The following is a 26,870-nucleotide window of genomic DNA, read 5'->3' on the forward strand; positions in this document are numbered from 1 at the left end:
GCCGACGGTTCGACTGGAAAGCCAATGTGATGACCATCTTTAAAGACAGGGTCGACGCCGGTCGGCAGCTGGGCCGGCGTCTGGCGGAACTGCGCGGCCAGGACATCGTGGTTCTTGGACTTCCGCGCGGCGGCGTCCCCGTCGCCTTCGAGGTCGCCGCGGCCCTGGACGCACCCCTGGACGTGATCGTGGTGCGGAAACTCGGACTTCCTTACCAGCCCGAGCTCGCCATGGGAGCGATCGGAGAGGGCGGGGCCCGGGTCCTGGATGACCAGGTGATGACGCACGCGCGGGTGAGGGACGACGAACTCCAGGCCGTCGAGGACCATGAGCGCGCCGTGCTGGAAAGCAGGGTGATCCGGTTCCGGAAGGGCCGGACCCGCCAGGACCTCACCGGGCGCATTGCGGTGATCGTCGACGACGGGATCGCCACAGGCTCCACGGCCCGGGTGGCCTGCCGGATAGCCCGCAAACTGGGGGCCGCACGGGTGATCCTGGCCGTGCCAGTGGCCCCGGCCGAGACCCTCGCAAGCCTGACGGAACCGGACGAAGTGGTCTGCCTGGCAACGCCCCGCCAGTTCACCGCCGTCGGCTACCACTACCGTGACTTCTCGCCGACCGAGGATGACGAGGTGGTACAGCTGCTCGACCTCGCTGCAAAACGCCTGCAGGATTCGCCGCCGGCCTCCCGGAACGCAGGAGCAGCCCAGGCCTACAACGCCGGCGACGTCGACGAGGAAGTGGAGATCCCGTCCCGCGGCGTGCGGCTCCAGGGTCAGCTGCACCTTCCGGTTCCGGCCCGGGGAGTGGCGTTGTTCGCCCACGGCAGCGGCAGCAGCCGGCACAGCCCGCGGAACCGGTACGTGGCCGGCGTGCTCCAGCAGGCCGGGCTCGGTACCTTGCTGCTGGACCTGCTGACCCCCGTGGAGGAGCGCAACCGGGCCAACGTCTTCGACATCGAGCTCCTGGCCCGCCGGCTGACCTCGGCCACGGACTGGCTAGCAACCCGGGCCGACACCGCATCGTGCAAGGTCGGCTACTTCGGCGCGAGCACCGGCGCCGCGGCTGCGCTGCGGGCGGCGTCCGAACCTTCCGCCCGGATCGCCGCCGTCGTATCCCGCGGCGGCCGCCCGGACCTTGCGGGGCCCCGGCTTTCAGCAGTGACCGCGCCGACCCTCCTGATCGTGGGCAGCTTCGACCACGACGTCTTGGAGCTCAACCGCAGGGCGAAGGCGATGATGCGCTGTCCCAACCAGCTAGCCGTGGTCCAGGGCGCCACCCATCTGTTCGAAGAGCCCGGCACTTTGGCGGCGGCTGCCATCCTCGCGCGGGACTGGTTTGTCACGTACCTGCTGGCTACGGGCGAAACAAGTGGCCATCAGTAATCCATGAGCTACACCTCCCGCCCCACGGAGACACGAGCCGGGGGGCTGGGTGTTCCTAAGACTCGGAGGGCCAGCCACAGGGGCTGCGCAGGACCGGTTGCCGCGTCTAGGGTGGAATGACGTCGAGCAGAGGAGAACCTGATGAGAGTCGCTGTTACCGGAGGAAGCGGAAAACTGGGCCGCAGCGTCGTCCGCCGGCTGAGCGAGGACGGCCATGAGGTCACCAACCTGGACCGCACCGGCGAGCGGGGACGCGGCTTCACCGAAGTGGACCTGCGCAACTACGGCCAGGTGGTGGACGTGTTCCTCGGCCTGGAGGACCGGCACACCGGCTTCGATGCCGTGGTGCACCTGGCCGCCATCCCGGCCCCGGGCCATGCCCCCGACGCCGCCACGTTCGAGAACAACATGCAGGCCACCTACAACGTGTTCCAGGCGGCCCGCCGGGCCGGGATCAAGAAGATCGTGTACGCCTCCAGCGAGACTGTGCTGGGGCTGCCGTTCGACGTCGACCCTCCCTACATCCCCGTTGACGAGGAATATCCCGCCCGGCCCGAGAGCACTTACTCGCTGGTCAAGCACCTCGAGGAACAGATGGCCATCCAACTCACCCGCTGGGATCCGGAGCTGAGCATCGTGGGCCTGCGGTTCTCCAACGTGATGGATCCGGCGGACTATGAGGATTTCCCCTCCTTCGATGCCGATCCGACGCTGCGCAAGTGGAACCTCTGGGGCTACATCGACGGCCGTGACGGCGCACAGGCCGTGGCCCGTGCCCTGGAGAACGGCAAGCCCGGCTTCGACGCCTTCATCATCGCCAACGAGGACACCGTGATGAGCCGCTCAAGCGCCAGCCTGGCCGCGGAGGTGTTCCCCAACGTCGAGGTGGTCAAGGACCTCGGCGAGCACGAGACCATGCTGTCGATCGACAAGGCCAAGCGCCTCCTGGGCTACACCCCCGAACACAGCTGGCGGAACTACCACTCGAACCGCACCACGCCGACCGAAGACTGAACCGAAGACTGACCCCGAATCTGACCCCGAAGACTGAGGAGTCCCATGCAATACCGCACCCTGGGCAATAGCGGCGCCGTCGTCTCCAACTACGCGCTGGGCACCATGACCTTCGGCGCCGAAGCCACCGAGGAACAGTCCCGCGCCATCCTGGATGACTACGTCGCAGCCGGCGGCAACTTCATCGACACCGCCGACGTCTACAGCGCCGGCGTCTCGGAGGACATCATCGGGCGCTGGCTGGCCGAGCGGCCGGACGCCCGGGACCGCATGGTCCTCGCCACGAAGGGCCGCTTCCCGACGGGGAAGGCGCCCAACGACGTTGGCACCTCCCGCCGGCACCTGAGCCGGGCGCTGGATGACTCGCTGCGCCGGCTGGGGCGGAACAGATCGATCTGTACCAGCTGCATGCCTGGGATCCGGTCACCCCGCTGGAGGAGACCCTGGGGTTCCTGCGCGACGCCGTCAGCAGCGGCAAGATCGCCTACTACGGCTTCTCCAACTTCCTGGGCTGGCAGCTGACCAAGGCCGTCCATCTGGCGAAGACCCATGGCTGGAGCGCTCCCGTGCGGCTGGCTCTCCGGCAAGTACAAGCGCGACCAGGAGCCCACCGGCGCCACCCGGCTGGGCGAGAATCCCGAACGCGGTATGGAGGCGTGGAAGGCGCGGAACGCCGATCCCCGTACCTGGGAGGGTGTCGAGGAAGTGGAGGAAATTGCGGGGCGCCATGGCGTGAGCCCTTCGCAGGTGGCGCTGGCCTGGCTGGCGGACCGCCCGGCCGTCACCTCGGTGATCCTGAGCGCCCGGACCACCGCCCAGCTCGCCGACAACCTCGCGGCGGCGGACCTCCGGCTCACGGCCGGGGAGACGGGGCGGCTGACCGAGGTCAGCCGGCCGCGCGTCGGCATCTATCCGTACGGGCCGATGGCCCAGCAGCAGCGCAGCCGGAAGCTCGACGGCGGCCGCTGACTACGCGTTGTGCTTGCGGCCGGGCCTGCAGCCTACGCCGGTGCGGCCTCGACCGGGGCGGCCGGCGCCGCCTCTGCACCGGCCGGTGCGTCGGCCGGGCCGGCGTCGTGGCTGCTGGACCAGATGTCGCCCATTTCTTCGGTGGACTGCTCCACGATCCTGCTCATCGCTGCGTGGGCGGCATTGGCCTCGCCGCGCTGGATCGCGTTGGCCACATCGGCGTGCAGCTGCAGGGCCTCGTGGTGGGGCAGGTGCGGCATCAGGCCGTGCTCCGTGCGCCCCGTCAGGACCTCGGTGACGAGGTTGTGCAGCTGGGAGAACATGGGGTTCCCGGAGGCGCGGAGCACCGCCGCGTGGAATTCGATGTCCAGCCGGAGGAATTCATCCTGGTTTCCGCGCTGTCCCGCCGCCCACAGCCGCGCGGCCTGGGAGACGAGGTCGCTGCCGGTGTCCCACGACGCCCGCTCCGCCGCGAGGCGGGCCGCCTGGGGTTCGATCGCGCCGCGGAGTTCGTTCAGGGCCCGCAGCTGCTCCAGCCGCCTGGAGGAGGCGAGTCGCCAGCGGATGACCTGGGGGTCGTAGGCGTTCCAGGATTCTTCCGGCTGCACCACGGTGCCCAGCCGGCGCCGGGATTCCAGCATGCCCTTGGAGGACAGCACCCGCGTGGCCTCCCGCACCACGGAGCGTGACACGCCGTGCTGGGCCTCCAGCTCATCCAGGCGCAGGATCGAGTGCGGCGCCAGGGTCCCCTCGGCGATCGCGAGCCCCAGGTTCTGGACCAGCACTGAATGCAGGTCAGAGGACTCCGCCTTTGGGGTTTTCATAAATAAATCATACGGGAGGGCCGCAAGGGCTTGTTTAAGTATGCTTTATTTCCCTAAGATCGCTTCCAGAGCAGATGTAACGATGCATTTGCAGGCGGCTGGACGTTTCTCTCCAGCCCTAAGAAGCAAGGGAGTCGTAATGAAGCGGCATTCGATTGTGAAGTACGCGGCCGTTGCCGCCGCCCTTTCGCTGGGGCTCACTGCCTGCGGCGGCGGCAGCAGTGACGCGAAGTCGGGCGGGACCGTGCGGGTCACCCTCGCCAACCATGTGTGGACCGAAGGCATCAAGGCCGCGATTCCGGAATTTGAGAAGTCCACAGGCCTCAAGGTCGAACTCACCCAGCTCGGCGAAGACCAGCTCTCGGACCAGTACAACGTCAAGCTCAACGCCGGCAGCGACGAGATCGACGTCATGATGTACCGCCCGTTGCAGGAGGGCAAGGCCTTCGCCAAGAACGGCTACCTCGCCGACCTGACCAGCAAGGTTTCCCAGGACACCAGCTGGGACTGGAAGGACTACCAGGACGGCCCGGTCAAGGCCAGCACCGCTGACGGCAAGGTCGTGGGCGTCCCCATCATCACCGAACGCGAAGTGCTCTACTACCGCAAGGACCTGCTGAAGTCGGCCGGCCTCGAGGTCCCCAAGACCATGGATGAGCTCCAGGCGGCCGCCAAAACCATCGCTGCCGCTTCCCCCGACACCGCGGGCTTCGTGGCCCGCACCGGCAAGTCCGCTGCGGTCACCCAGTTCTCCAGCTTCCTGTACAGCTTCGGCGGCGACTTCACCGACGCCGGCGGCAAGTCCGCCGTCGGCAGCGACGCCGCCAAGAAGGCCTATGCGTACTACGGCGGCCTGATCAAGGACTACGGGCCGAAGAACGTCAGCACCGACATGAGCTGGCCCGAGGCGATGGCAATCTTCACCCAGGGCAAGGCCGCCTTCTACACCGAGGCCGACTCGCTCTACAAGAACGCCACGGACCCGGCCAAGTCCAAGGTAGCCGACACCGTCGGCTTCGCCGCAATGCCCGCCGGCCCGGCAGGTTCCAAGCCGTACAACATCCCGTCCTGGGGCCTCGCCGTCAACCAGTCCTCGGGCAACCAGGACAACGCCTGGAAGTTCATCCAATGGGCGACGAGCAAGGACCGCACCCTGGCGGCACAGAAGGCCGGCGTCCCGGGACCCCGCGCCTCGGTCTGGGCCGACCCCTCCGGCACCTCCACCTACCCCAAGGACCTGGCCGAGGCCATCGCCGCCAGCGCCAAGACCGGCGTGGGCCACGACCGGCCCGAGGTCGTCACGGTGGGCAAGGCCCGCGAAATCGTCGGCGGCCCGATCGTGTCCACCATCACCGGAGCCGACGCCTCGGCGGCGGCTGACACGGCCAACGACGCCTTCCAGAAGTTCCTGGACAGCGAAAAGAAGTAGCACCCGCACCCCGTGACGGCCGCAAGCGCGGCCGTCACGGGGTGGCCGCCTTACCTCTTCACCCCCAACTCCTTAGGTGAACCATGTCTGTACTGACTCCTCCCCGCAGCGCGCACTCCCGCCGCGCCGGCAGCACTCCCGGTGCGCGTGAGAACTTCTCCGCCTGGGCCAACCGGCACCGCAAATGGCTCTTCGCGGCCCCTGCCATGATCTTCGTGGGCGTCCTGATCGTTTTCCCCCTCGCCTGGACCCTGTACCTGAGCCTCACCGACTCGCAGGGATCCGTCCGGGCCGCGTCCGAGTTCGTCGGCCTGCAGAACTACCTCACGGTCCTGTCCGACGCCGAGCGTTTCTGGCCCGCCGTCGGACGCACGCTGTCCTTCACCGGCGTCGCCCTGGTCTGCGAAGTCGCCCTCGGCATGGGCATCGCCCTGCTGCTGTGGCGCCCCTTCCGCGGCGAAAAGTGGGTCCGCGTGGCCATCCTGATGCCGCTCGTCGCCACTCCGGTGGCGGTCGGCATGATGTGGCGGCTGATCTTCGACCCCAACATCGGCTTCGTCAACCAGCTGCTCGGCCTGGTGGGCATCCCCGCCCAGCCGTGGCTCTCCGGCCAGGACACGGCGCTGGGCACCACGATCTTCATGGACGTGTGGCAGTGGACCCCGATGGTGGTGCTGATCCTGCTCGCAGGCCTCACCTCCCTGTCCGAGGAGCCGGACGAGGCCGCCCGGATGGATGGCGCCAACGCCGTCCAGCGCTTCTTCTTCATCACGCTTCCCCTCATGATGCCGACCGTGATCGTCGCCATCCTCCTCCGGGGCATCGACGCCCTGAAGACCTTCGACATCCTCTACGCCACCAAGGGCAAGGGCGGCGGATCCTTCCACGAGGTGGAGACGCTCAACGTCTACGCCTACGGGCTGAGCTTCGACTACAACCAGTACGGCCTGTCCTCCGCGGTGCTGATCCTGTTCTTCATGATCATCATCGGCTCCATGTGGCTGCTGACCATGCGCAAGAAAGCGGCAAGCAAATGACCGTCCTGACCCAACCCAAGAAAACCGCTGCCTCCCCTCGCGAGCTCAAGCCGGCCCCGCGCCGCCGGAAGCCCGTGCGTACCCGCGCCTACAAGGTGTTCCGCGTCGTCGCCCTTGTCTCCGTGGTGCTGTTCCTGATCGCCCCGCTGTCCTGGATGCTGCTCGCGTCGCTCAAGACCAACGTGGACATCTACGACACCGGCAAGTCGTTCCTCTTCACGCCCACGGTTGAGAACTACGCGAACGTGCTGCAGCGCAACAACTACTTCGTCTTCATCTTCAACAGCTTCTGGGTGGCCTTCGTCTCCACCGCCCTCTCGCTGGTCCTCGGCGTCCCGGCCGCCTACGCGATGAGCCGCTTCACGATGCACCGCTCGGCCCTCGTGGTCCTGATGGCCCGCGTCATCCCCGGCGTCTCGCTGCTGGTGCCCTGGTACTACGTCTTCTCCAACCTGAAAATGGTGGGCGGCTTCGAGGTGCTGATCCTGAGCCACATGTTCGTCTCGCTGCCGCTGATCGTCTACATCATGATGAGCTACTTCGATTCCCTCCCGCTGGAACTCGAGGAATCGGCACAGGTGGACGGGCTCACCCCGATCGGCGCCTTCCAGCGCATCACGCTGCCGCTGTCGGTTGCGGGCATGGCGACGGCGGGAATCCTGTCCTTCATCTTCTCGTGGAACAACTTCATGTTCGCCCTGGTGCTGTCCGGATCTAAGACCAAGACCCTTCCGGTGGCGATCTTCGACTTCGTCTCCTACGCCAGCATCGACTGGGGCGGACTGATGGCTGCCGCCACGGTGGTCACCATCCCGATCATGATCATTGCGCTGTTCACGCAGAAATACATCGTGTCCGGCATGACTGCCGGCGCGACCAAGGGCTAGGAACGCCGCAATGACGCTCATCAGCAGGATTGAAACCTTCCTCGTCGCGCCGCGCTGGCTCTTCGTCCGGATCGAGACCGACAGCGGGATCGTCGGCTGGGGCGAGGCAAGTTGCGAGGGGCGCAGCGAAACGGTCCGCACCGCCGTTGGCCAGCTCTCGGAGCTGCTCCTCGGCAACGATGCGCTCCGGATCGAGGACCACTGGCAGGTGATGACCAAGGGCTCCTTCTACCGCGGCGGCCCGATCCTGGCCAGCGCCGTTTCCGGCCTGGACCAGGCACTGTGGGACATCGCCGGCAAGCACTTCAACACCCCCATCCACCAACTCCTCGGCGGCCACGTCCGCGACCGGATCAGGATGTACGGCTGGGTGGGCGGGGACGAGCCCAACGAGGTGGCCGATCAGATCAGCGCCCAGCTGGAGGTCGGGCTGACCGCGGTCAAGATGAACGCCAGCGGCCGGATGAGCCCCATCGCCTCCGTGGCGGAGCTCGACGGCGTCGTCCGCCGCGTCGCCGCCGCCCGCGAGGTCCTCGGCGAGCACCGCGACGTCGCCGTCGACTTCCACGGCCGCTTCAGCCTCGCAAACGCCCGGCGGGTGGCGCCGCTGCTGGAACCGTACCGGCCCTTCTTCCTCGAAGAGCCCGTGGTGCCGGAGAACACCCACCTGCTGGGAGAGTTCACCTCCTCCACCACGACGCCGGTCTCCACCGGCGAGCGGCTCTATAGCCGGCAGGAATTCCTGCCCGCGCTGCAGGCCGGCATCGCCGTGGCCCAGCCGGATCTCTCCCACGCCGGCGGCATCACCGAGGTCCGCAAGATCGCCTCGCTCGCCGAAGTCTACGAGGTCCAACTGGCCCCGCACTGCCCGCTGGGCCCGCTGGCGCTGGCCGCCTGTCTGCAGCTCGGCTTCGCCACGCCCAACTTCCTGATCCAGGAACAGAGCATCGGGATCCACTACAACCAGGGCGCCGAAGTCCTGGACTACGTGGTGGACAAGTCCCCGCTGAAGTTCGTGGACGGGCACATCGAACGCCTGACCGGGCCGGGCCTCGGGATCGAAATCGATGAGGCGGTGGTCCGCGCCGCCGACAAGCGCGGGCACGCCTGGCGCAGTCCCGTGTGGCGGCACCCCGACGGCTCCTACGCAGAATGGTGAACAACATGTCCCCTGAGATGACCAGGCCGATGACCCCGGACCAGTTCCTGGCGGGGCTCACCGAGTCCCGGCTCGTTGCTATCGTCCGCGGCACCGACGGGCCCGCCGCGGCCCGCGCCGCGCTCGCCGTCATGGCGGAGGGCTTCCGCTACGTGGAAGTCGCGCTGACGACGCCGGACGCGCTCGCCGCCATCCGCCAGATCCGCGACGCCGCCCCGGCGGGCTGCCTGGTCGGCGCCGGCACCGTGTTGACGGAACAGGACGTCCACGACGTCGTCGGCGCCGGCGGGCAGTTCATCGTCACGCCGGCGCTGGCAGAGTCGATCGACATCGGCGCCGGCCTCGGGCTGCCCGTGCTCGCCGGCGCGCTGACCCCCACCGAGGCGCATCAGGCCATGACCCGCGGCGCCACCGCGGTCAAGCTCTTTCCGGCCTCCGTCGGCGGGCCGTCGTACCTCAAGGCCCTGCGCGATCCTTTCCCGCAGATCCCCTTCATCGCCGTCGGCGGCGTGGGCCTGTCCGAAGCCCCGGCGTTTTGGACGGCGGGCGCCATCGCCGTCGGCCCGGGCGGCCCGCTGATCGGCGACGCGGCCTCGGGCGGGAACCTCGCCGCGCTCCGGGACCGCGCGCGGGCCTTTGTGGCCCTCGCGGCCGAAAACGGTCGCCGGATGGCAGCGGAGAGCCTGCGGTGACGGCCGCGGTCGAGCTGTTGACCTTCGGCGAATCCATGGTGTCGCTGCGGTCCGCCGGCCCGCTCTCCGTCGGCGGGAGCCTGCGGATGCACGTGGCCGGGGCGGAATCGAACGTGGCGGTCGGCGTCGCACGGCTGGGCCACAGGGTTGCCTGGGCCGGGGTGGTGGGCGCCGATCCGCACGGCCAGTTCATTCTCCGGCAGTTGCGTTCCGAGGGCATCCGGCTGCATCACCGGGAGGACGCCGGACGCAGCACCGGGGTGATGTTCCTGGAACAGCGCACGGCGGATGTCAGCCGGGCCTTCTACTACCGTGCGGGATCCGCGGGCTCCAGCCTCAGCCGGGAGGACCTGGACCTCGCCTTCGAAGCCGGCGCCCGGGTCCTGCACCTGACCGGCATCACTGCCGCACTCAGCCTCGAGTCGCGCCGGGCCGTGGAATACGCGGCGGCACGCGCCGCCGGCGAGGGCATGGTGGTCTCCCTCGACGTGAACTACCGCGGCAAGCTGTGGTCCCGGGACGAGGCACGCGCCGTCCTCACCCCGCTGGCCCGCCACGCCAGCATCCTGATCGCCTCCGACGACGAACTCGGGCTGGTCGCCTCCGCCCCGGACCCCGGCTCCGATATCGACGACTCCGACGCCGCAGGTGCGGGGGATGCCGACGCCGCCGAGTCGGCCATGGCGGCAGAGCTCCTGGACCGCGGGGTCCAGGAAGTCGTGGTCAAGCGCGGCGCCAAAGGCGCCGGCGTCCACACCACCGGCGGCCGCTGGGAAGTGCCTGCCGTCCCCGTGACCAGCCTCGATACCGTGGGGGCCGGGGACGCCTTCACCGCGGGCTACCTTTCCGCGCTGCTCGACGGCGAGGACGTGGCCCGACGCCTGCAGCGCGGCGCCCTCGCGGGGGCCTTCGCCGTCAGCACCGCCGGCGACTGGGAAGGCCTGCCCCGCACGGACGAGCTCGCGCTGCTCGCAACCACGCCGGGCGGAACCACCCAGCGCTGAGCCGGACCAATCCCGCCTCCCGCCTCAACCCGAACCGACCGTATTCAGACCTACATCGAAAGCCTGGACCAGCTGTGAAAATCATTGCCGCGGAAGTCTTCGTGACCAGCCCTTCCCGCAACTTCGTCACTCTCCGCATCACCACCGATGAGGGGGTGACCGGGATCGGGGATGCGACCCTGAACGGGCGTGAGCTGGCCGTCGCCGCGTATCTGAGGGAGCACGTCGCGCAGCTGCTGATCGGCAAGGACCCGCACCGGATCGAGGACACCTGGCAGTTCCTGTACCGGTCCTCGTACTGGCGGCGGGGTCCCGTGACGATGGCGGCGATCGCCGCGGTGGACATGGCGCTGTGGGACATCAAGGGCAAGGTCGCCGGGATGCCGGTCTACCAGCTGCTGGGCGGGGCGTCCAGGAACGGGCTGCGCGCCTACGGCCACGCCTCCGGGGCGGATCTTCCCTCGCTGTTTGATTCGGTCCGCGAGCACCTGGAGCTGGGCTACAAGTCGATCCGGATCCAGACCGCGGTCCCGGGGATCAAGGCCGTCTACGGGGTCGCCGCGCAGGCCCAGGCCTCCGGGGAACGCTATGACTACGAGCCCGCCGGGCGCGGCGCGTTCCCGGTGGAGGAGGACTGGGACACCCGGGCCTACCTGCGGCACCTGCCCGCCGTGTTCGAGGCGGTCCGGAACGAGTTCGGCCCGGAGCTGCCTTTGCTGCATGACGGGCACCACCGGATGACCCCGATCCAGGCCGCGAAGCTGGGCAAGGCGCTGGAACCGTATGACCTGTTCTGGCTGGAGGACTGCACCCCGGCCGAGAACCAGGAGGCGCTGCGCCTGGTCCGCCAGCACACCACCACGCCGCTGGCGATCGGGGAGATCTTCAACACCGTGTTCGATTTCCAGACCCTGATCAAGGAGCAGCTGATCGACTACGTCCGGGCCGCGTCCACCCACTTCGGCGGGATCTCGCCGCTGAAGAAGGTGATGGACTTCGCCGCGCAGTACCAGGTCAAGTCCGGTCTCCACGGGCCCACCGATATCTCCCCGGTCGGCTTCGCCGCGCAGCTGCACGTGGGCCTGGCCATCCACAACTACGGGATCCAGGAATACATGCAGCACTCGGAGGCGACCAACGAGGTCTTCGAACAGTCCATGACGTTCACGGACGGCTACCTGCACCCGGGCGAGGCGCCCGGCCTCGGCGTCGAGTTCTACGCCGAAGCCGCCGCCGCGTTCCCCTACCAGCAGGCCTACCTGCCCTACAACCGCCTCGTCGACGGAACGGTCCACGACTGGTGACGCAGAAGGTCCCGGGCGGAGAGCCTACGCTCTACTGTCCGGGACCTCCTCGTTAAATTTTCGAAACTGCGCCACGTCCGGCTCAGTGAATGAGCTCCCGGGTGATGCCGAATGGCACCTGGTCCGAAAGCGCCGCCGTGTAGCGAGCCGGGGTGTGCCTGGTGAGCAGGATGCCGTGCGTTCCCGTGACCATCGCGAGCTGCTGCAGCCCCCGCACGGCGTCGTTCAGACGTTCGTCCAGGATCTGCCGGCTGTCGACGTGGATCTCAATGCACTCGGTAACTGTGGTCATGGCACGATCTTTCCTGGCGTTCTTCCTGTCGGCCCCAATGGTTCAGGAACAATAACGTCATATTTATAGGGCGGTCAAATCCCCGCCAGGTGTCCTCGCGGACCAAAAACTCCGCCGGGATGCGGCGCGGCCCGTTGACCTGCGGATCCATTGAGTCCGGTGAAACCGGTCACTTCGGGCCTACAGCTCCGCAGGGGAGGATGAAAGATGCTCGTGGACGCTGAGTCCACCACCCTCCAGCCTGACTGGCCCCAGCTGTCCCACAACGCCCAGTAGGCGGCCCGCGATTGAAGGCGGGTGCCCGGCTCTCACAGCGAGGTCGGCGCCCATGCCGGCTGCTTCGAGTGCCTTCCGGCAGCGAACCGCGGTAATCTTCAGCGGGGGAAGTCCACATACGGTACAGAGGGGGGCGCGGAACATGGCAGAGGATCAAACGGGGAAGCCGCAGGGCTGGTGGCGCGCCTTCCACGAGAAGTTCGTGGTGGAGGAACGGTTCATGAGCGAGCCGGCGCGGAGGAATCTCTACCGCATCGCCGTCGGCCTCATGGTCCTGGGCGCCGTGCTGTTCTTCGTCATCCTCGCCGGTGTCCTCCAGCAGGGAGGCATCTCGGCCAGTGACGAGCCTGTGCGGACTTGGCTCCTGACCCTGCGCTCCGAACCCACTACGACCATCATGATCATCCTCGCGATCGTCTTCGGCCCGATCGGCCTGCCGATCATCGTCCTGGTGGTCACCGTGGCCTGGGGGTTCCTGGCGAAGCACGCCTGGCGGCCGATCCTGTTGGCGGGTGCCATGCTGACCGGCGTAATCCTCGCGGAGATCATTGGCCATGCTGTGGAACGCCACCGGCCTCCGGTGGACCTGATGCTCTTCGGGGCAGACTCCACCTTCTCGTTCCCCTCCGGGCACGTCCTCGGTGCCTGCGACTTCCTGCTCGTCACGACGTTCCTTATCTTCTCGCGCCGGAGCAACTCCAAGTCCGCCGTCGTGGGGTTCATCGTGGCTGGCGTCGGCGTGTTCTTCGCCGCGGTCAGCAGGCTCTACCTCGGCTATCACTGGATGACCGACGCCCTGGCTTCCATCTCCATTTCGCTCGTGGTGTTGGGGGCCGCGATGGCGCTCGACACCTGGCGGACCGCCAGGATCCGGGGGGAACAGGTCACCGGGACACTCTCGGCGGCCGATTCCGGCCAGGACTGAGCCGGCGCCCGCGGGTCCGTTTCAGCCGTTGCGCGGCACCGGCGGGTCATGGCGCCGGGCCCGGCGGAGGCCTAAAATCAGTCAACCACCAGCGCAACTGCATAGGGGATCCCGCCATGACCGCTTCCGCCAAAGACCTGGCCGCACTGATTCCGTCCGGCTTCACCCTCGGCGTGGCTACGTCCGCTTTCCAGATCGAAGGCGCACTGAATGAGGACGGCCGCGGCCCCTCCGGGTGGGACGCCTTCGCCGCGAAACCGGGCTCGATCGTGGAGGACCAAAGCCCGGCAACCTCCTGCGACCACTACCACCGGATGCCCGAAGACGTGGCGCTGATGAAGGAACTGGGGATCGATTCCTACAGGTTCTCGCTGTCCTGGTCCCGGATCCAGCCCGGCGGCAGCGGCCCGGTCAATCCTGCGGGGCTGGATTTCTATGACCGGCTGATCGACCTGCTGCTCGCCAACGGGATTTCCCCGATGGCCGCGCTGTACCACTGGGACACGCCGCTGCCCCTGGATGAGGCCGGCGGCTGGATGAACCGGGATACCGCCTACCGGCTGGGGGAGTTTGCCGCCATCGCCGCGGCCGCCTACGGGGACCGGGTGGTGCGGTGGGTGACCGTCAACGAGCCGGCCACCGTCACCACCAACGGCTACGCCCTAGGCTTGCATGCGCCCGGGGAAGCACTCATGGTCAAGGCCCTGCCGAGCGTCCACCACCAGCTGCTGGGCCACGGCCTGGCGATGCAGGCCCTGCGGGCGGCGAAGGTGCCCGGCGAGATCGGCATCACGAACGTCTACTCGCCGATGGTCCCGGCCTCCGCCAATCCGCTGGACAAACTGAGCTCCGGGCTGATGGATGTGTTCCAGAACCGTCTGTTTGCTGATCCTGTGCTGCTCGGAAAGTACCCCGACGTCATCCGGGCTGCCACGTTCTTCTCCTCGTTCAGCCCCTCCGCCGAGGATATGGAGCTGATCTCCCAGCCTCTGGATTTCTACGGTCTGAACTACTACATGCCCACACGCGTGGGTGCCGGTCCCGGGGACGGGACCGTGCCCGAAGGCATGGCCGAGGCGATGGGGGACGACCTCAGCGATTCAACCCCGGGTGCGCCGTTCCACATTGCCTCCTTCCCCGATACCGAGATCACCGCCTACGGCTGGCCCGTCAAGCCGGACTACATGTCCGTCGCCCTGGCCGAGATGGCCGAACGGTACCCGGACCTGCCGCCCGTCTACATTACCGAGGGCGGAGCGAGCTTTGAGGACGTGGTGGTCAGGGATGCGGGCGCTGACCGGCTCATCATTCCGGACGAACGGCGCCTGCGGTACCTTGCGGACCACATTGGACGCGCTATCGAAGCCACGGCGCCCGGCGGTGCGGCCGATTCCATCGACCTTCGCGGCTACTACGTGTGGTCGCTGATGGATAACTTCGAGTGGTCCGGCGGCTACAAGCAGCCCTTCGGCCTGGTGCACGTCGACTTCGATACGCAGGTCCGCACGCCGAAGGCGTCCTACTACTGGCTCCAGGAACTGCTGGCGGCCCGGAACGGCGCAGCCGCTGCGGGCCCCGACGTCGAACGGCCTGCGGAAACCGCCGACGTCGAACGGCCCCGTCCGGTGGGCTGATGCCCTTCAGCCCCGCTCAGGGCCGGAGTCAGAGGAGGTCCAGGTCCCGCAGGCCTTTCGCCATCCCGGCGCCGTCGGGCGAATAGATCCACGGGACGGCGGAACCGGTGTGGTCCCCGGTGTCGGAATGGCCCCCGGCCAGGACGGCTTCGCTGGCCGAGAGCTGCCGAATGCCGATCGCGGCCACCCGGTCCGGATGCTGCTGCGCGAAGTGCGAGTAAATCACTTCATCGTGCTGGCCGTTGTCCCCGAAGAGCACCCAGCGCATGCTGGGGAACTCCTTTGCGAGCAGTTCCAGGTTCCGGTGTTTGTGTTCCTGGCCGCTGCGGAACCAGCGGTCTTGGGTCAGGCCCCAGTCCGTGAGCAGCAGGGCGCCCGAGGGGTACATATTCCGGGTGATGAAACGCGCCAGCGTGGGGGCGGCGTTCCACGGCCCGGTGGACAGATAGATCACGGGGGATTCCGGGTGTTCCACCATCAGCCGGTCCATCAGCACCGCCATACCGGGCGTCGCCATCCGGGCCCGCTCGTTCAGGACGAAGGTGTTCCACAGTGCGAGGAAAGGCCGGGGGAGCGCCGTGACCATGATCGTGTCGTCAACGTCGGCGACGATCCCCAGCCTGGCTTCTGGGGAGATGACGAAAATGCTGGCCTTTGCGGGCTCAGTCCCTTCGGCCCGAAGGACGGCGGTGTGCCAGCCTGGGGTTAGCGAGACAGGTACGACAGTGTCCACGATGCCGCCGCGGTCCGCCTGCACTTGGGTGGTCACCCCGCCGATCTCGATATCAACCCTGGTGAACTGGATCGGCACGCTGGTGAAGGCGCGCCAGCCGCGGAAGTTCTGGTTGCCGTTCCGTGCCGCCAGCTCCGCCTTGCTGCCGGGAACGGGCCTGCTGGTGAGCACCACCCGGCCGAGCACCCGGACCCATTCCGTGGAGCCGTAGCCCTGGTAAGCGATGGTCTGCGGGATGAAGTGCCAGCGCCGGGCCGCCTTGAGGCGCAGCCGGTTGACCGTGTTCGAGACCCGGTGGGCCAGGTGGAACACCTTGTTTCCGGACACCGGTTGCTGCTGCGGTTGTTGCTGCGACGCCAATTCCATGCCTCCACTCTCCCACAGCGGCACGCCGCCATAATGTTGAGCCCAAGGCCGGACCCCGAGCGGCGCCCCGGGCACCGTATCCGCGGTGCTGCGCACGTAGTCCTTGCCGATGATTCCGAAGTCGGCGGCGGCCTGTCACCCCCGAATGCTGACAGGCCGCCGCCGGCAGTTTCGCCGTAGCGCGCTATTTCGATGCAGTGACACCCAGAGCGGCTGCGTTGGCTCCGGCGGCCCGGCGGATCTCCTTGACCTTTTCGATCTGCGGGGCCAGTTCCTGCATCCGGGTCGTCAGATATTTGTCCAGGACTTTGTCCAGCACGGCTTGGAACCCGGTCTTGTCCCGGCAAACAGCGTCGGTTACGGCGATTTTGAACTCTTCCTGGCCGCCTGTAGCTCTTCCCGCATCAGCGGCCTGCTGAGGGCTTGCATAGGAGGAGTAAGGGGTTTCTTTCATGCATGCGGCCCAGTCCTTGATGGCTTTGGCTATTCCTGAATCGCCGGAAGCGGACAGGCTGGCGGGGAAGAACGAGTTGTACGCGATGCCGGTGGCGAGCATATAGTTTTCAGCGCCGCCGTAGATCCTTGTCATGGCTTCGCCGCGGCACCCGCCCGAGGATGTTCCCTTACCTGCCACCGTGGTCATTGACGCCGTGTCGCTGGGCCCGGTGAGTGCATCGTTGAAAGCTGGATCGGCAAGGAGTTTGCCTTCCGCGGACTCTGGCGCGGGCTCCCGGGGCCCTTGCGGCCTGGTGCCGGCGTAGCCGCTGGCTTTGGCGGCGTCGACCGTGAGGCGTTTGAATCCGATGGCATCGTTGAGGTCCAGCGTCGGGTTCCAGTCGGGCGGGATGTAGTCGAAGCCGGCCTTGGCCATGCAGAGCCGTGTGGCTTCCCGCATGCCCTGTTCGGCGGTCGGATCGGCTTCGGCATAGGCCTCTGCCTGGCGGATGATTCCTAAGACAGGCTCCGGGGACGCGGTGATCGGCGCGGCCGGAATGGCCGCAGCGGCCAGCGCAGCCCCGGTGCCGAGGATCAGGACGGCAGCGCCGAAGATATTCTTCTTCATGTTGGCTCCTTCGGTTGTTTGGGTGATGCGGTGGCCAGCCTTCCCTGTGAGTGAAGACCTCGGTGGTTCGAGCGGGTGTTCGGGGGCTAGTTCAGTACGTTGTTTTCGTAGGCGAAGACAACGAGCTGGATCCGGTTCTTGAGCTTGAGTTTCGCCAGGATGCTGCCCACGTGTGACTTCACGGTGGCCTCGCTGAGCACCAGTGACGCGGCGATCTCGGCGTTTCCCAGCCCTTTGGCGCTGAGCAGAAACACGTCGCGTTCCCGCCCGGAAAGGTCCACAAGCGCGGCGTCGTTCCCGGTTGAGGGCGTGGTGTAGTCGCGCAGGAGCTCGTTCGTGATGGCCGGGGCGATGACCGAGTGGCCCGCGTGAACCGTTCGGATGGCGGCCAGCAGAAAGTCCGGTGTGGTGTCTTTGGTCAGGAAGCCGGCTGCACCGGCCTGGATTGCACGGACGACGGCTTCGTCGTGCTGGATGGTCGTCAGAACAATGATCTTGGTGGCGGCCCCGGTGGGCGTTTCCAGGATCTTCCTCGTGGCTGTGATGCCGTCCATGATGGGCATTCGAATGTCCATCAAGAGCACATCAGGACGCGTCTCCCGAACGAGTTTGACGGCCGACTCTCCGTTGACGGCGTCGCCGACCAACTCAATGTCCGCCTGGCTGCGCAGGATCATCTTCAGCCCGGCACTGAACAGCGGCTGGTCATCGGCCAGGACAATCCGGATCGGCGCGGCCGTCATGGCGTTGCTCCTTCCAAGGCTCGGGTGTGGGAATCCTTCGGAGCAACGCCAGCGGGCTTGCCGTTACCGGTCGATGGGAGGAACGCCAGCACTTCGAAGGTCTCTTCGCCCCGGATCGTTTCGACCCAGCCTCCCGCTGCGGCGGCGCGGGCCGTCATCCCTGCAATTCCGCGCCCCGCCAAAGGGGTCCCGGTCTGGGTCGCTCCGACGCCGCCGCCGATCAGTGAAGATCGGACGCGGAGTTCAACGGAGGTTGCATCCCACGCGAGGTACAGACGTGCACCCTTGGCCCGGTCCGCGTGTTTGAAGGCATTCGTCAGGCTCTCCTGCGCCAGCCGGTAGATCGTCAGATGCTGTGCGGCGGTCATCTCCCATGGCGAGCCCGTCGTTTCAATCTCGACCGGCATGCCGCTGGAGGCTAGACGTTTGGCCAGAGCGACCACGTCCTCGGCCCTTTGCAGCGGATGATCTGTGAACTCGGTGGAAAAGCCTTCGATCAGCCGGCGGGTTTCCACCAGCGCCGACCTGGCCGATTCCGCGATGACTTTGGACGCTTCGTCAACGGACTCCGGCTCGCTGCGGTGGATGAAGCGGATGCCGTCGGCCTGGGCCACGATGATTGTCAGCGAATGTGCCAGGACATCGTGCAGCTCCCTGGCGATCCTGTTGCGTTCCTGTTCAAGGGCCAGTTCAGTTGCAGTTTCCCGCAGGCGGGACTCCGCCGCGAGCTGAGCCCGCCGACTCCTCGAGACGTTGTTTACTGCCATGCCGACGGCCCAGGCGGCGAGGTTCAAAGCGGCGAACGCACCGAAGATCAGAAAAGCGTAGGTAAGAGTTCGCAGTAGCCCCCTGCCGTAAAGCTGGTTGCCGAAGATGTAATTGATCCAGGTCTGGTCGGTAAACCAGTTGATCGTAGTGATTCCGGCGAACACTCCAGCCGCAACCGGTGGAACCCACCGGTGCCGGGTCTTCCAACCAATCGCAGCGAAGAAAATCGCAAGCGGAACGGCCGCGTAGCTCGGGACACCCGACAGAAGCACCAGCGGGAACACCTTGAATGTCTGCAGGACAAGAGCGGCGAAAACACAGCCCAGGGCCGCCCCCGGCAGAATCTCGGCCACAGCGACACCGGTTGGGAGCGCCAACAGCAGGGCGCTGTTGCGATCGAAATGGCGCTCCTCCAGGATCAGAAGTGTCCCCAGAAGCAGCATGGCCATGGCCGGTGCCGCGAGGGGCCTCAGATGCGTGATCGTCTTGAACATGCCTTCCCCCTAAGCGGGCTTTCACACCACTGAAGCGCATTTCGAGTGAGTTCCAACTGGAGGATGAAGAAGTTCACCCGGAGTGATGATCGATCAGCCTGAGTTGACCAGCCAGCGGCTCTTCGCGCCCAAAGCCGAGGGCCGATACCTGCGGGTCCGATGATCCGAAGTTCCGTTTCAACATGGATGGACACTAGCCCAGGGAGGCGGGCCGGCCCCAATCCCGGCCATGCCCGAAACCTCGTACGCAGCGGTGCCGTGTGGCACTGTAAGTGTCATGGCACGCATCGAGGATTATGCAATGGTCGGCGATCTGCACACTGCGGCCCTCATCAGCACCGAGGGCTCCATCGACTGGCTGTGCCTGCCCCGCTTCGACTCGCCCGCCTGCTTCAATGCGCTGCTGGACACCCCGAAGGCCGGCCGCTGGCTCCTGGCTCCGGAGGGCGGCGGCGAATGCACGCGGCGGCATTACCGTCGGGGGACGCTTATCCTGGAAACCGAATGGGAGACGCCCGGCGGTAAGGTCAGGGTCATCGACTTCATGCCGCCCCGCGACGAGGTGGCGGACATTGTGCGGATCGTCGTGGGCGTCCGCGGCACGGTCAGGATGCGCGGCGAGCTGGCCCTGCGGTTCGACTACGGCCACATCGTGCCCTGGGTCCGCCATGATGACGACGGGATCCATGCGATCGCGGGACCGGACGCCGTGTACCTGGTGACGCAGGCTCCGCTGCGGGGCGAGCGGATGCGTACGATCAGCGACTTCACGGTGACGGCGGGGGAGCGCGTGCCCTTCGTGCTGACCTGGAGCCCCAGCCACCTGTCCCGCCCTCGGACGGTGGATCCGGAAGAGGTCCTGGTGTCCACCGAGGCGTTCTGGCAGAGCTGGTCCGCGAAGTGCAAGATCACCGGACCCTACCGTGACGCGGTCCAGCGGTCGCTCATCACCCTAAAAGCCCTGACCTTTGCCCCCACAGGCGGCATCGTGGCCGCGGTGACCACGTCCCTGCCGGAGGAGATCGGCGGCACCCGGAACTGGGACTACCGCTTCTGCTGGCTCCGCGACGCCACACTCACCCTCCAGGCGCTGCTTGCAGCAGGCTACACCGATGAGGCCGGGGCGTGGCGCGATTGGCTGCTCCGGGCCGTCGCCGGAGACCCCGCGGACCTGCAGATCATGTACGGGCTCCACGGCGAACGCCGGATGCCGGAGATCGAACTTCCCTGGCTGCGGGGCTACGAGAATTCCGCTCCAGTGCGGACCGGGAACGGCGCAGCGGATCAGCTTCAGCTGGACGTCTGGGGCGAGGTGCTGGATTGCCTGTCCCTGACGCGGAATTCACTCCTGAAGCACACCGACGACGCCTGGGACGTCCAGGTGGCCCTGATGGAACACCTTGAGACCGCATGGCGCCGCCCGGACAACGGGCTGTGGGAAATGCGCGGCCCGCGGCGGCATTTTACCCATTCCAAGGTGATGGCGTGGGTGGCGGCGGACCGCATGGTCAAGGGCGTTAGGGACTTCGGCCTGACGGGGCCGGCGGACCGATGGGAGGACCTGCGCGACACCATCCACGCCGAGGTCATGGCCAAGGGCTTCGACGCCGAACGCAACACCTTCGTGCAGTCCTACGGGCGGCCGGAGCTGGACGCGAGCCTGCTGCTCATCCCGCGGGTGGGGTTCCTGCCGCCGGATGATCCGCGCATCATCGGAACCATCGACGCCGTCCAGCGCGAACTGACGCACGACGGCTTCCTGCGCCGCTACCGGCCGGCGGAAAGCGACGACGGGCTGCCCGGCGACGAAGGCGTGTTCCTGGCGTGCTCGTTCTGGCTGGTGCAGGCCCTGATCGGCGCGGGCCGGCGCCACGAGGCCAAGGAACTCTTCGAGCGCCTGCTGGCCCTGCGCAACGACGTCGGGCTCCTCAGCGAGGAATGGGGCGTCGAAGCCGGCCGGCAGCTGGGCAACACGCCGCAGGCGTTCAGCCATTTCGCGCTCGTGATGAGCGCCCTCGAACTGCATGGGGACGGCGTGCACCGCAGCGACACCCCGCTGCCGGGAAGCCCGGTACCGAATCACCCGGAGGCGGCAGCCAACCCGGCACGCGGCGCTTCCTGAGGGCCGGCCCCGCGATCGGAAGGCTCGCGGCGGAGTGCAGGGCCGGTAGCGGGAGTCATTCGCGGCCGCGGCAGCAGCATCGAGTTCCTCACCAATCCGTGCGGCGTCCGGCCCCAGAACCAGGTCCTCGGGTTCCGTGGCGAGCAGCTCCCTGAGCCGGGCCTAGACGACGCCGGGATCCCGGGCCGCGCCACTCCCGCGCCGTGATCCACCCGCGTTGGCCTGCCGGCCGGGTCCCGGGTCACTCCAGCAGATGCAGCCGGTCCGGGGTGTCGAGGTCCTCGCCTGACGACAGGGCGCTGCAGTCCACCAGATCAATCAGCTCCGGGTGGGCCTGGAGGAAAAGCCGGGCACCGGCGTCGCCCGTGGCCGCCGTGGCCGCCCCGGCGCGCAGGTCGGCGTCCAGCAGCAGGGGGTGCCCGCGCCTGAGCCGGCCTGATCCGTCCGGGTAGGCGGCGGCCGTGACGCGCCCGGGCCGGTGGGCCGCCAGCAGCGTGGAAACGGCGGCGGGCGTGAGTCCCGGCTGGTCCACGAGCGCCACGAGCACATGGTCGCCGGGCGGGGCCGCCTCCACGCCGAGCCGGAACGAGCCGCCCATGCCGGTCTGCCACGCCGGGTTCAGCAACACCGTGTGCCGGTCCAGGTCACACTGGCTCAATACCCGGTCCGCCTCTGCGCCGAGCACCACCACCACCCCGCTGCAGCCGCCGTCGCGCAAAACGTCCGCGAGCACCTCCACCAGGGTCCGGCCGCGGAACGGCAACAACGCCTTGGGCCCGAGCCCCAGCCGCGTTCCCGCGCCGGCGGCCAGCAGCACGGCCGTGGTGCCCGGCCCGGGGAACTCGCTCATGGCCACACCCTATCTCTTCGCGGCAGCCCCGTCGCGAGATGGCACTTCGCGGCAGTCCCGGCGCGCAACACTGCCGCGAAGTGCCATCTCGACGTACGCTTACCGGGCAGCCCGCAACCGCAAAGGAGCACCGCATGACACCACACCACGCGCCCGGAAGAGTCGCCGTCGTCACCGGGGCCGGCTCGGGCATCGGCCAGGCCGTTGCCCGCCTCATGCTCGCCGAAGGCTACCGGGTGGTGCTCGCGGGGCGCCGGGAAGCGCCGCTGCTCGAGACCGCGGCCGGCCATGCGCAGGCGCTCGCGGTTCCGTGCGATGTGACCGTGCCCGACGACGTCGAGCGGCTCTTCGCCGCGGCGCTGCAGCCCTGGGGGCGGGTCGATGTGCTGTTCAACAACGCCGGCGTATTCGGCCCCGCCGCCTCGGTGGACGAGATCAGTGTGGCGGACTGGGACGCGACCGTGGCCGTGAACCTGACCGGCTCCATGCTGTGCGCCGCTGCCGCGGTCCGGGCCATGAAAGCCCAGTCGCCGCAGGGCGGCCGCATCATCAACAACGGCTCGATCGCCGCGCATTCGCCCCGGCCCCGGACCGTGGCGTACACGGTCACCAAGCACGCGATGACCGGGCTGACCAAGAGCATCGAGCTCGACGGGCGCGGTTTCGGCATCACCTGCGGACAGATCGATATCGGCAACACGGCCACGGACCTCATGGAGACGATCGGCGTCGGCTCCGGGGCGGTCCAGGCGGACGGCACCCGCAAGGTCGAGCCGACGTTTCCGGTGCAGGACGCCGCCCGCGCCGTGCTGCTGATGGCCGGGATGCCGGCGTCGGCCAGCGTGGGATCCATAGTGATCACCGCCGCGGGCATGCCGTTCATCGGGCGCGGCTAGGCACGTCCAGCCTGCGGCCGCGGCGCGGCCCCAGCGCTGCGCCGCCGCCGTTTCGTGCCGCCCAAACAGCGACCTAAAATAAAACGTCCCGTCATGTTATTCCGCATTGTGAAAATTCAATTTCCCCTTGTGAAAAGTGTGAGCGGGGTTACTTTGGAAACAGACCCCGATCTCCGGGGCTGTTCCCGATTGATAGGTACAGATCAATGAAGATCCCAGATTCCTCGGCACTGAAGGCGAGTTCGGTGCCGTCGAAGAAGAAGCCCCTGTATAGGTCGCTCTTCTTCCAAATTCTGATCGCCGTCGTGGCAGGTGTCCTCATCGGACATTTCTGGCCGGACCTTGGTTCCCAACTGAGGCCTCTCGGTGATGGATTTATCCAGCTCATCAAGATGATCATCGCGCCGCTGATTTTCCTGGTGATTGTCACAGGCATCTCGGCCGTAGGCGACGTCAAGGCGGTCGGAAGGGTAGGAGTCAAGGCCCTTTTGTACTTCACCGCGGCCACGCTGTTCGCGCTGGTCTTCGGCCTGATCGTAGGCAACATCGTGCAGCCCGGTGCCGGTCTACACATCGATCCCAGCACGCTCTCCCAGGAGGCGTTGAACCAAAAGACCGGCACCGCGCCCCCCAAGGATGCGGCGCACTTCATCCTGGACATTATCCCGACGTCGGTCATCGGCGCGTTCGCCAGCAACAGCCTCCTTCAGGTCCTCTTCTTCTCTGTCTTCTTCGGCGCAGCAATTGTCGTGATCGGCCGTGAGCGCTGCATGCCCGTGATCAGCCTCATGGAAACGGTCCTTGAACTGATCTTCAAGATCATGTCCTGGATCATGAAGGTCGCGCCGATCGGTGCCTTCGGGGCGATGGCGTTCATCATCGGCCAATACGGCCTGGACACGCTAAGTACCTACGCACTGCTGATCACAGCCTGCTATGCGGCAGCAATCGTGTTTATCGGGCTGCTGTTCCTGGTGGCGTGGGGGTTCGCCCGCGTTCCGCTGTGGCAGTTCCTGAAGTACACCCGCGAGGAATTCCTCCTGGCCCTGGGCACCGCCTCCACCGAAGCCGTGATGCCGCGCATCATGACCAAGTTGACCAACGCGGGCTGCTCCCGTGCCACCACCGGCCTGGTGGTCCCCACCGGCTACTCCTTCAACCTCGACGGCGCCGCGATCTACCTCTCCATCTCGTTGCTGTTCCTGGCCCAGGCATTCGGACACCACCTGGACCTCGGGCAGCAGCTGGCCGCGCTGGGCGTCCTGCTGCTCACGTCCAAGGGCATGGCCGGCGTTCCCGGTTCCTCGTTCCTGGCGCTGTCGGCAACGGCCGCCGCCCTGGGCATCTTCCCCGTTGCCGGTGTGGCCCTTTTGCTGGGAGCAGACCGCCTGATGGATTCGATGCGGGTTGTGGTGAACCTGCTGGGCAACTGCGTGGCGACGTTCGTGGTTTCCAAATGGGAGGGCCAGTTCGACCGCAGTGTCATGGTCCGCGCCTTCCGGGGTGAAATCACCAACCATGATTCCGCGATCATGCTCGGCGTGGAAGAAGTCTTCGAGGATCAGGAGCTCGAACGGATCACTGAAGGGCGGCAGCCGTCACCGAAGTTCCGCGGCGGACCGAACCCGGACGACATCCCCGAGTTCCAGATGAGCAGGCGCTCACCCGCCGGTGCCGGGCATGCCGGACCGCCGCAAGAGCGAAGCTCGGCCGCCATCAACCACGAATAGCCGCAGCCCACACGCAGAACCCCGTCCCCGTCCCGCCGGGGCGGGGTTTTGTGTGCGGTTCTGGGCGGTGCCCTAGCGGATGTCGTTGCTGGTCAGGGTTCCGAGGTGCTCCGGCAGGGAGTGGAAGCTGTAGGCAGGGTGTCCGTCGCCGGCCAGCAACATTGCCCCGGATGTTCCTTGCCGGCGGGTAGTTCGCCTAGGATCGGGGCATGACGGCCAATCGGGGACTCGCGCTCTTCCGCTTTTTCTTCGCAGCAATGTGCCTGGCCGCCGTGGTGGGCCAGTTCGCGTACAACGTCCAGAGTATCCCCAACTACCGGCCGCTGAATTTCTTCAGCTTCTTCACCGTCGAGTCGAATTTCATCGCCACGGCCGCGTTAGGGATTGCCGGCTGGTTCGCGTGGAAAGGCGAAAGCCCGCGCTGGCTCGAACTGCTGCGCGGCGCCGCCACCATGTATATGACCGTCACGGGAATCACTTACAGCCTGCTGCTCAGCAACATCGAGGTGGACACCGCGGTGCCGTGGATCAATGTGGTGCTGCACTACACCATGCCCACGGTGCTGGTGATCGACTGGCTCGTGGATCTGCCCAAGGCCCGGGTCTCCCTGCGGGAATCGCTGACCTGGCTGGCCTTTCCACTGCTCTATCTGGTCTACAGCCTGATCCGCGGGCCCTTCGCGGACTGGTATCCGTACCCCTTCTTGGATCCGAGAGCCGAGGGCTACGGCAACGTGGCCATAATGTCCGTGCTGATCGCGGTGGTGGCCTTTGTGCTGGCCGTGGTCATCGCGCTGTCCACCAGGCTGCAGAACGCCGGCCCGCATCCGGCCTCGGCGCCTCCCCCAAGGCTGAACCTGCCGCTCTAGAGCGGCAGCAGTCCGGACAGGTCGGCGCGGAGCCCCGAGGCGGCCACCCGGCCGGCGGCGACGGCGTCTGCCCAGCTCAGCTGGCCGCCGACCATCGCCAGCCAGGTGGCGGCGTCGCACTCGATGACGTTCGGGGGAGTGCCGCGCGTGTGCCGCGGTCCCTCCACGCATTGCGTCACGCCGAACGGCGGGACGCGGACCTCCACCGAGTTGCCGGGCGCCCGGGCGGTGACTTCCTCCAGCGAGTAGCGGACCGCCGTCGCGATCGTGTTGCGGGAAATGGTGGCGGATCCGGCGGAGTCCGACGCCGGGGTGCCGGCTGCCAGCCAGGCGGCGAGAGCAGCGCGGCCATCGTCCACGCCTATTCGACGCCGCGGTACGGCCACGCCTAGTCCAGCAACGCCGAGACGGCGCGGCCGAGGCGGATCTTGCCCACCGGACGGCCGCCGCCCTGTACGGGCTCCACGACCTTTTCCAGCACGCTGGACACTTCCGGGATTTCGACGGCGCCGGAGGCGGCGAGCAGGGTCAGCCCGATCAGCGTCGTGGCCCGGATATTGCCGTCGAGGATCTTAATCGCGACGGACACGCCCTGGGGGGTGGCCATCGCCAGCACGCCCTCGGCGCCGATTTTGGCCAGGATGCCCAGCTCGTCCATGACGATCGTGTTCGCCTGGCCGCGTCCCTGCACGGCCCACGGGTAGTCCAGCATGGACGTGGCGATCGTGGCGGCGCGCGCGTTGGAGTTCTTGTCCCCCGGGGCCTTGGCCAGCTTCGAAAAGGCCCGGGCCAGGCCCGTCAGCGAGACGGCGGCGACGGGGGCACCGCAGCCGTCGATGCCGAGGTGGGCGATGCGTTCGCCGCAGTACTCCTCGATCGCGGAGCGGACGCGCTGCTGCAACGGGTGGTTGGGCTCGAGGTAGCTTTGCGTGTCCCAGCCGTTCTCGGTGCAGGCCCAGAGGAACGCGGCGTGCTTGCCGGAGCAGTTGGAGGCAAGCCTGGACTTGCCCCGCTCTGTCTGCACGAGCCAGTTCCGCGCGATCTCATCCTGGGGCCAGTCCGCCGGGCACTGCAGCTGATCTTCCTTGACCCCGGCCGCCTTGAGCATCCCCTCGACGACGTCCATGTGGTCCAGCGAGCCGACGTGGCTGCCGCAGGCGATCGCCACCTGGGCTCCGCGCAGCGGGACGCCGGACTGCATGGCGGCGAGGGCCTGCAACGGCTTGAGGGTCGACCGGGCAAAGATCGGGGTGGTGATGTCGCCCAGTTCGATCACCACGGTCCCGTCAGCGGCCATCACGACAGCCGAGCCGATATGCCGGGATTCGACGAAGCCGCTGCGTTCAACGACTGCCAGTTCGACGGCGGACTCAGCGGTGAAGGTCGCATGCGTGTTCAGGGGCAT

The 26,870-nt window shown here is 67.3% G+C and carries 24 protein-coding genes and 1 pseudogene; 16 read left to right on the top strand and 9 right to left on the bottom strand.

The window, feature by feature from the left end:
- The first annotated feature begins 29 nt into the window (after positions 1–29).
- The 3 genes and pseudogenes from ACQCSY_RS12550 to ACQCSY_RS12560 all read left to right on the top strand — a co-directional run bounded on the left by ACQCSY_RS12550 (position 30) and on the right by ACQCSY_RS12560 (position 3,368).
- Positions 30–1,385: a phosphoribosyltransferase family protein gene (locus ACQCSY_RS12550; RefSeq protein ID WP_427129211.1), complete on the top strand. Its 1,356-nt coding sequence runs from the start codon at positions 30–32 to the stop codon at positions 1,383–1,385.
- Positions 1,386–1,526: 141 nt separating this feature from the next.
- Positions 1,527–2,399, top strand: coding sequence for an NAD-dependent epimerase/dehydratase family protein (locus tag ACQCSY_RS12555; RefSeq protein WP_427129213.1), 873 nt, complete (start codon positions 1,527–1,529; stop codon positions 2,397–2,399).
- Positions 2,400–2,444: 45 nt separating this feature from the next.
- Positions 2,445–3,368, top strand: a pseudogene (locus ACQCSY_RS12560) (aldo/keto reductase).
- 32 nt (positions 3,369–3,400) lie between these two features.
- Here ACQCSY_RS12560 and ACQCSY_RS12565 read toward each other — a convergent pair.
- Positions 3,401–4,192 (bottom strand): FadR/GntR family transcriptional regulator, encoded by a 792-nt coding sequence (locus ACQCSY_RS12565; protein ID WP_427129215.1) that lies wholly within the window; start codon positions 4,190–4,192, stop codon positions 3,401–3,403.
- Positions 4,193–4,331: 139 nt separating this feature from the next.
- On the opposite strand from ACQCSY_RS12565, the gene ACQCSY_RS12570 reads away from it, so the two are divergent.
- From ACQCSY_RS12570 to manD, 7 genes are all read left to right on the top strand, one after another.
- Complete coding sequence (locus tag ACQCSY_RS12570; RefSeq protein WP_427129217.1) at positions 4,332–5,621, top strand: ABC transporter substrate-binding protein; 1,290 nt, start codon at positions 4,332–4,334, stop codon at positions 5,619–5,621.
- 83 nt (positions 5,622–5,704) lie between these two features.
- Positions 5,705–6,658: a carbohydrate ABC transporter permease gene (locus ACQCSY_RS12575; RefSeq protein ID WP_427129219.1), complete on the top strand. Its 954-nt coding sequence runs from the start codon at positions 5,705–5,707 to the stop codon at positions 6,656–6,658.
- Positions 6,655–7,545: a carbohydrate ABC transporter permease gene (locus ACQCSY_RS12580; RefSeq protein ID WP_427129221.1), complete on the top strand. Its 891-nt coding sequence runs from the start codon at positions 6,655–6,657 to the stop codon at positions 7,543–7,545. Before ACQCSY_RS12575 ends, ACQCSY_RS12580 begins: the two co-directional genes overlap by 4 nt.
- 10 nt (positions 7,546–7,555) lie before the next feature.
- The gene (gene dgoD, locus ACQCSY_RS12585) at positions 7,556–8,704 is read left to right on the top strand and encodes a galactonate dehydratase (RefSeq protein ID WP_427129223.1); all 1,149 of its coding nucleotides are present in this window, start codon (positions 7,556–7,558) and stop codon (positions 8,702–8,704) included.
- 5 nt (positions 8,705–8,709) lie between these two features.
- On the top strand, positions 8,710–9,396 hold the full coding sequence (locus tag ACQCSY_RS12590; RefSeq protein WP_427129225.1) for a bifunctional 4-hydroxy-2-oxoglutarate aldolase/2-dehydro-3-deoxy-phosphogluconate aldolase: 687 nt from the start codon (positions 8,710–8,712) through the stop codon (positions 9,394–9,396).
- Complete coding sequence (locus ACQCSY_RS12595) at positions 9,393–10,400, top strand: sugar kinase (RefSeq protein ID WP_427129227.1); 1,008 nt, start codon at positions 9,393–9,395, stop codon at positions 10,398–10,400. Before ACQCSY_RS12590 ends, ACQCSY_RS12595 begins: the two co-directional genes overlap by 4 nt.
- 74 nt (positions 10,401–10,474) lie before the next feature.
- Positions 10,475–11,704, top strand: coding sequence for a D-mannonate dehydratase ManD (gene manD / locus ACQCSY_RS12600; protein ID WP_427129229.1), 1,230 nt, complete (start codon positions 10,475–10,477; stop codon positions 11,702–11,704).
- 82 nt (positions 11,705–11,786) lie between these two features.
- Here the strand turns inward: manD and ACQCSY_RS12605 are convergent, their stop codons facing one another.
- A complete protein-coding gene (locus tag ACQCSY_RS12605) occupies positions 11,787–11,996 on the bottom strand; it encodes a hypothetical protein (protein ID WP_427129231.1) in 210 nt (69 codons plus the stop codon).
- 418 nt (positions 11,997–12,414) lie between these two features.
- On the opposite strand from ACQCSY_RS12605, the gene ACQCSY_RS12610 reads away from it, so the two are divergent.
- Positions 12,415–13,197, top strand: coding sequence for a phosphatase PAP2 family protein (locus tag ACQCSY_RS12610; RefSeq protein ID WP_427129232.1), 783 nt, complete (start codon positions 12,415–12,417; stop codon positions 13,195–13,197).
- Positions 13,198–13,313: 116 nt separating this feature from the next.
- Entirely contained in the window at positions 13,314–14,831 is a 1,518-nt protein-coding gene (locus tag ACQCSY_RS12615; RefSeq protein WP_427129233.1) for a glycoside hydrolase family 1 protein, read from the top strand.
- A gap of 28 nt (positions 14,832–14,859) precedes the next feature.
- Here the strand turns inward: ACQCSY_RS12615 and ACQCSY_RS12620 are convergent, their stop codons facing one another.
- The 4 genes from ACQCSY_RS12620 to ACQCSY_RS12635 form a co-directional block, all read right to left on the bottom strand.
- Entirely contained in the window at positions 14,860–15,930 is a 1,071-nt protein-coding gene (locus ACQCSY_RS12620) for an App1 family protein (protein ID WP_427129234.1), read from the bottom strand.
- A gap of 184 nt (positions 15,931–16,114) precedes the next feature.
- Complete coding sequence (locus tag ACQCSY_RS12625; RefSeq protein ID WP_427129235.1) at positions 16,115–16,993, bottom strand: hypothetical protein; 879 nt, start codon at positions 16,991–16,993, stop codon at positions 16,115–16,117.
- Between the two features lie 86 nt (positions 16,994–17,079).
- Positions 17,080–17,736, bottom strand: coding sequence for a response regulator (locus ACQCSY_RS12630; RefSeq protein ID WP_427129237.1), 657 nt, complete (start codon positions 17,734–17,736; stop codon positions 17,080–17,082).
- Positions 17,733–18,998 carry a sensor histidine kinase gene (locus tag ACQCSY_RS12635; protein ID WP_427129239.1) on the bottom strand — a complete coding sequence of 422 codons (1,266 nt, stop codon included), beginning with the start codon at positions 18,996–18,998 and terminating at the stop codon, positions 17,733–17,735. Before ACQCSY_RS12635 ends, ACQCSY_RS12630 begins: the two co-directional genes overlap by 4 nt.
- Before the next feature lie 277 nt (positions 18,999–19,275).
- On the opposite strand from ACQCSY_RS12635, the gene ACQCSY_RS12640 reads away from it, so the two are divergent.
- Positions 19,276–21,120: a glycoside hydrolase family 15 protein gene (locus ACQCSY_RS12640; protein WP_427129241.1), complete on the top strand. Its 1,845-nt coding sequence runs from the start codon at positions 19,276–19,278 to the stop codon at positions 21,118–21,120.
- 241 nt (positions 21,121–21,361) lie between these two features.
- On the opposite strand, the gene nboR is transcribed toward ACQCSY_RS12640, so the two are convergent.
- Entirely contained in the window at positions 21,362–21,970 is a 609-nt protein-coding gene (nboR, locus tag ACQCSY_RS12645) for a nicotine blue oxidoreductase (protein WP_427129243.1), read from the bottom strand.
- 134 nt (positions 21,971–22,104) lie between these two features.
- Between nboR and ACQCSY_RS12650 the strand changes: the two genes are divergently transcribed.
- The 3 genes from ACQCSY_RS12650 to ACQCSY_RS12660 all read left to right on the top strand — a co-directional run bounded on the left by ACQCSY_RS12650 (position 22,105) and on the right by ACQCSY_RS12660 (position 25,465).
- Positions 22,105–22,866 carry an SDR family oxidoreductase gene (locus tag ACQCSY_RS12650; protein ID WP_427129245.1) on the top strand — a complete coding sequence of 254 codons (762 nt, stop codon included), beginning with the start codon at positions 22,105–22,107 and terminating at the stop codon, positions 22,864–22,866.
- 206 nt (positions 22,867–23,072) lie between these two features.
- Positions 23,073–24,596 (top strand): C4-dicarboxylate transporter DctA, encoded by a 1,524-nt coding sequence (gene dctA, locus ACQCSY_RS12655; protein ID WP_427129247.1) that lies wholly within the window; start codon positions 23,073–23,075, stop codon positions 24,594–24,596.
- Between the two features lie 209 nt (positions 24,597–24,805).
- Complete coding sequence (locus ACQCSY_RS12660; RefSeq protein WP_427129249.1) at positions 24,806–25,465, top strand: Pr6Pr family membrane protein; 660 nt, start codon at positions 24,806–24,808, stop codon at positions 25,463–25,465.
- Here ACQCSY_RS12660 and ACQCSY_RS12665 read toward each other — a convergent pair.
- Positions 25,462–25,851, bottom strand: coding sequence for a sterol carrier family protein (locus ACQCSY_RS12665; RefSeq protein ID WP_427129251.1), 390 nt, complete (start codon positions 25,849–25,851; stop codon positions 25,462–25,464). The genes ACQCSY_RS12660 and ACQCSY_RS12665 overlap by 4 nt on opposite strands.
- 2 nt (positions 25,852–25,853) lie before the next feature.
- Positions 25,854–26,870, bottom strand: a complete 1,017-nt coding sequence (locus tag ACQCSY_RS12670; RefSeq protein WP_427129252.1) for an asparaginase — start codon at positions 26,868–26,870, stop codon at positions 25,854–25,856.

The organism is Pseudarthrobacter sp. S9 (assembly GCF_050156545.1).
Classification (GTDB): Bacteria; Actinomycetota; Actinomycetes; order Actinomycetales; family Micrococcaceae; genus Arthrobacter.

What these genes read in the sequence shown, in the direction of transcription:
- ACQCSY_RS12550 (WP_427129211.1), top strand. Translation starts at nt 30, where the DNA reads ATGACCATCTTTAAAGACAGGGTCGACGCCGGTCGGCAGCTGGGCCGG.
- ACQCSY_RS12555 (WP_427129213.1), top strand. Translation starts at nt 1,527, where the DNA reads ATGAGAGTCGCTGTTACCGGAGGAAGCGGAAAACTGGGCCGCAGCGTC.
- ACQCSY_RS12565 (WP_427129215.1), bottom strand. Translation starts at nt 4,192, where the DNA reads ATGAAAACCCCAAAGGCGGAGTCCTCTGACCTGCATTCAGTGCTGGTC.
- ACQCSY_RS12570 (WP_427129217.1), top strand. Translation starts at nt 4,332, where the DNA reads ATGAAGCGGCATTCGATTGTGAAGTACGCGGCCGTTGCCGCCGCCCTT.
- ACQCSY_RS12575 (WP_427129219.1), top strand. Translation starts at nt 5,705, where the DNA reads ATGTCTGTACTGACTCCTCCCCGCAGCGCGCACTCCCGCCGCGCCGGC.
- ACQCSY_RS12580 (WP_427129221.1), top strand. Translation starts at nt 6,655, where the DNA reads ATGACCGTCCTGACCCAACCCAAGAAAACCGCTGCCTCCCCTCGCGAG.
- dgoD (WP_427129223.1), top strand. Translation starts at nt 7,556, where the DNA reads ATGACGCTCATCAGCAGGATTGAAACCTTCCTCGTCGCGCCGCGCTGG.
- ACQCSY_RS12590 (WP_427129225.1), top strand. Translation starts at nt 8,710, where the DNA reads ATGTCCCCTGAGATGACCAGGCCGATGACCCCGGACCAGTTCCTGGCG.
- ACQCSY_RS12605 (WP_427129231.1), bottom strand. Translation starts at nt 11,996, where the DNA reads ATGACCACAGTTACCGAGTGCATTGAGATCCACGTCGACAGCCGGCAG.
- ACQCSY_RS12610 (WP_427129232.1), top strand. Translation starts at nt 12,415, where the DNA reads ATGGCAGAGGATCAAACGGGGAAGCCGCAGGGCTGGTGGCGCGCCTTC.
- ACQCSY_RS12615 (WP_427129233.1), top strand. Translation starts at nt 13,314, where the DNA reads ATGACCGCTTCCGCCAAAGACCTGGCCGCACTGATTCCGTCCGGCTTC.
- ACQCSY_RS12620 (WP_427129234.1), bottom strand. Translation starts at nt 15,930, where the DNA reads ATGGAATTGGCGTCGCAGCAACAACCGCAGCAGCAACCGGTGTCCGGA.
- ACQCSY_RS12625 (WP_427129235.1), bottom strand. Translation starts at nt 16,993, where the DNA reads ATGAAGAAGAATATCTTCGGCGCTGCCGTCCTGATCCTCGGCACCGGG.
- ACQCSY_RS12630 (WP_427129237.1), bottom strand. Translation starts at nt 17,736, where the DNA reads ATGACGGCCGCGCCGATCCGGATTGTCCTGGCCGATGACCAGCCGCTG.
- ACQCSY_RS12635 (WP_427129239.1), bottom strand. Translation starts at nt 18,998, where the DNA reads ATGTTCAAGACGATCACGCATCTGAGGCCCCTCGCGGCACCGGCCATG.
- ACQCSY_RS12640 (WP_427129241.1), top strand. Translation starts at nt 19,276, where the DNA reads ATGGCACGCATCGAGGATTATGCAATGGTCGGCGATCTGCACACTGCG.
- nboR (WP_427129243.1), bottom strand. Translation starts at nt 21,970, where the DNA reads ATGAGCGAGTTCCCCGGGCCGGGCACCACGGCCGTGCTGCTGGCCGCC.
- ACQCSY_RS12650 (WP_427129245.1), top strand. Translation starts at nt 22,105, where the DNA reads ATGACACCACACCACGCGCCCGGAAGAGTCGCCGTCGTCACCGGGGCC.
- dctA (WP_427129247.1), top strand. Translation starts at nt 23,073, where the DNA reads ATGAAGATCCCAGATTCCTCGGCACTGAAGGCGAGTTCGGTGCCGTCG.
- ACQCSY_RS12660 (WP_427129249.1), top strand. Translation starts at nt 24,806, where the DNA reads ATGACGGCCAATCGGGGACTCGCGCTCTTCCGCTTTTTCTTCGCAGCA.
- ACQCSY_RS12670 (WP_427129252.1), bottom strand. Translation starts at nt 26,870, where the DNA reads ATGCCCCTGAACACGCATGCGACCTTCACCGCTGAGTCCGCCGTCGAA.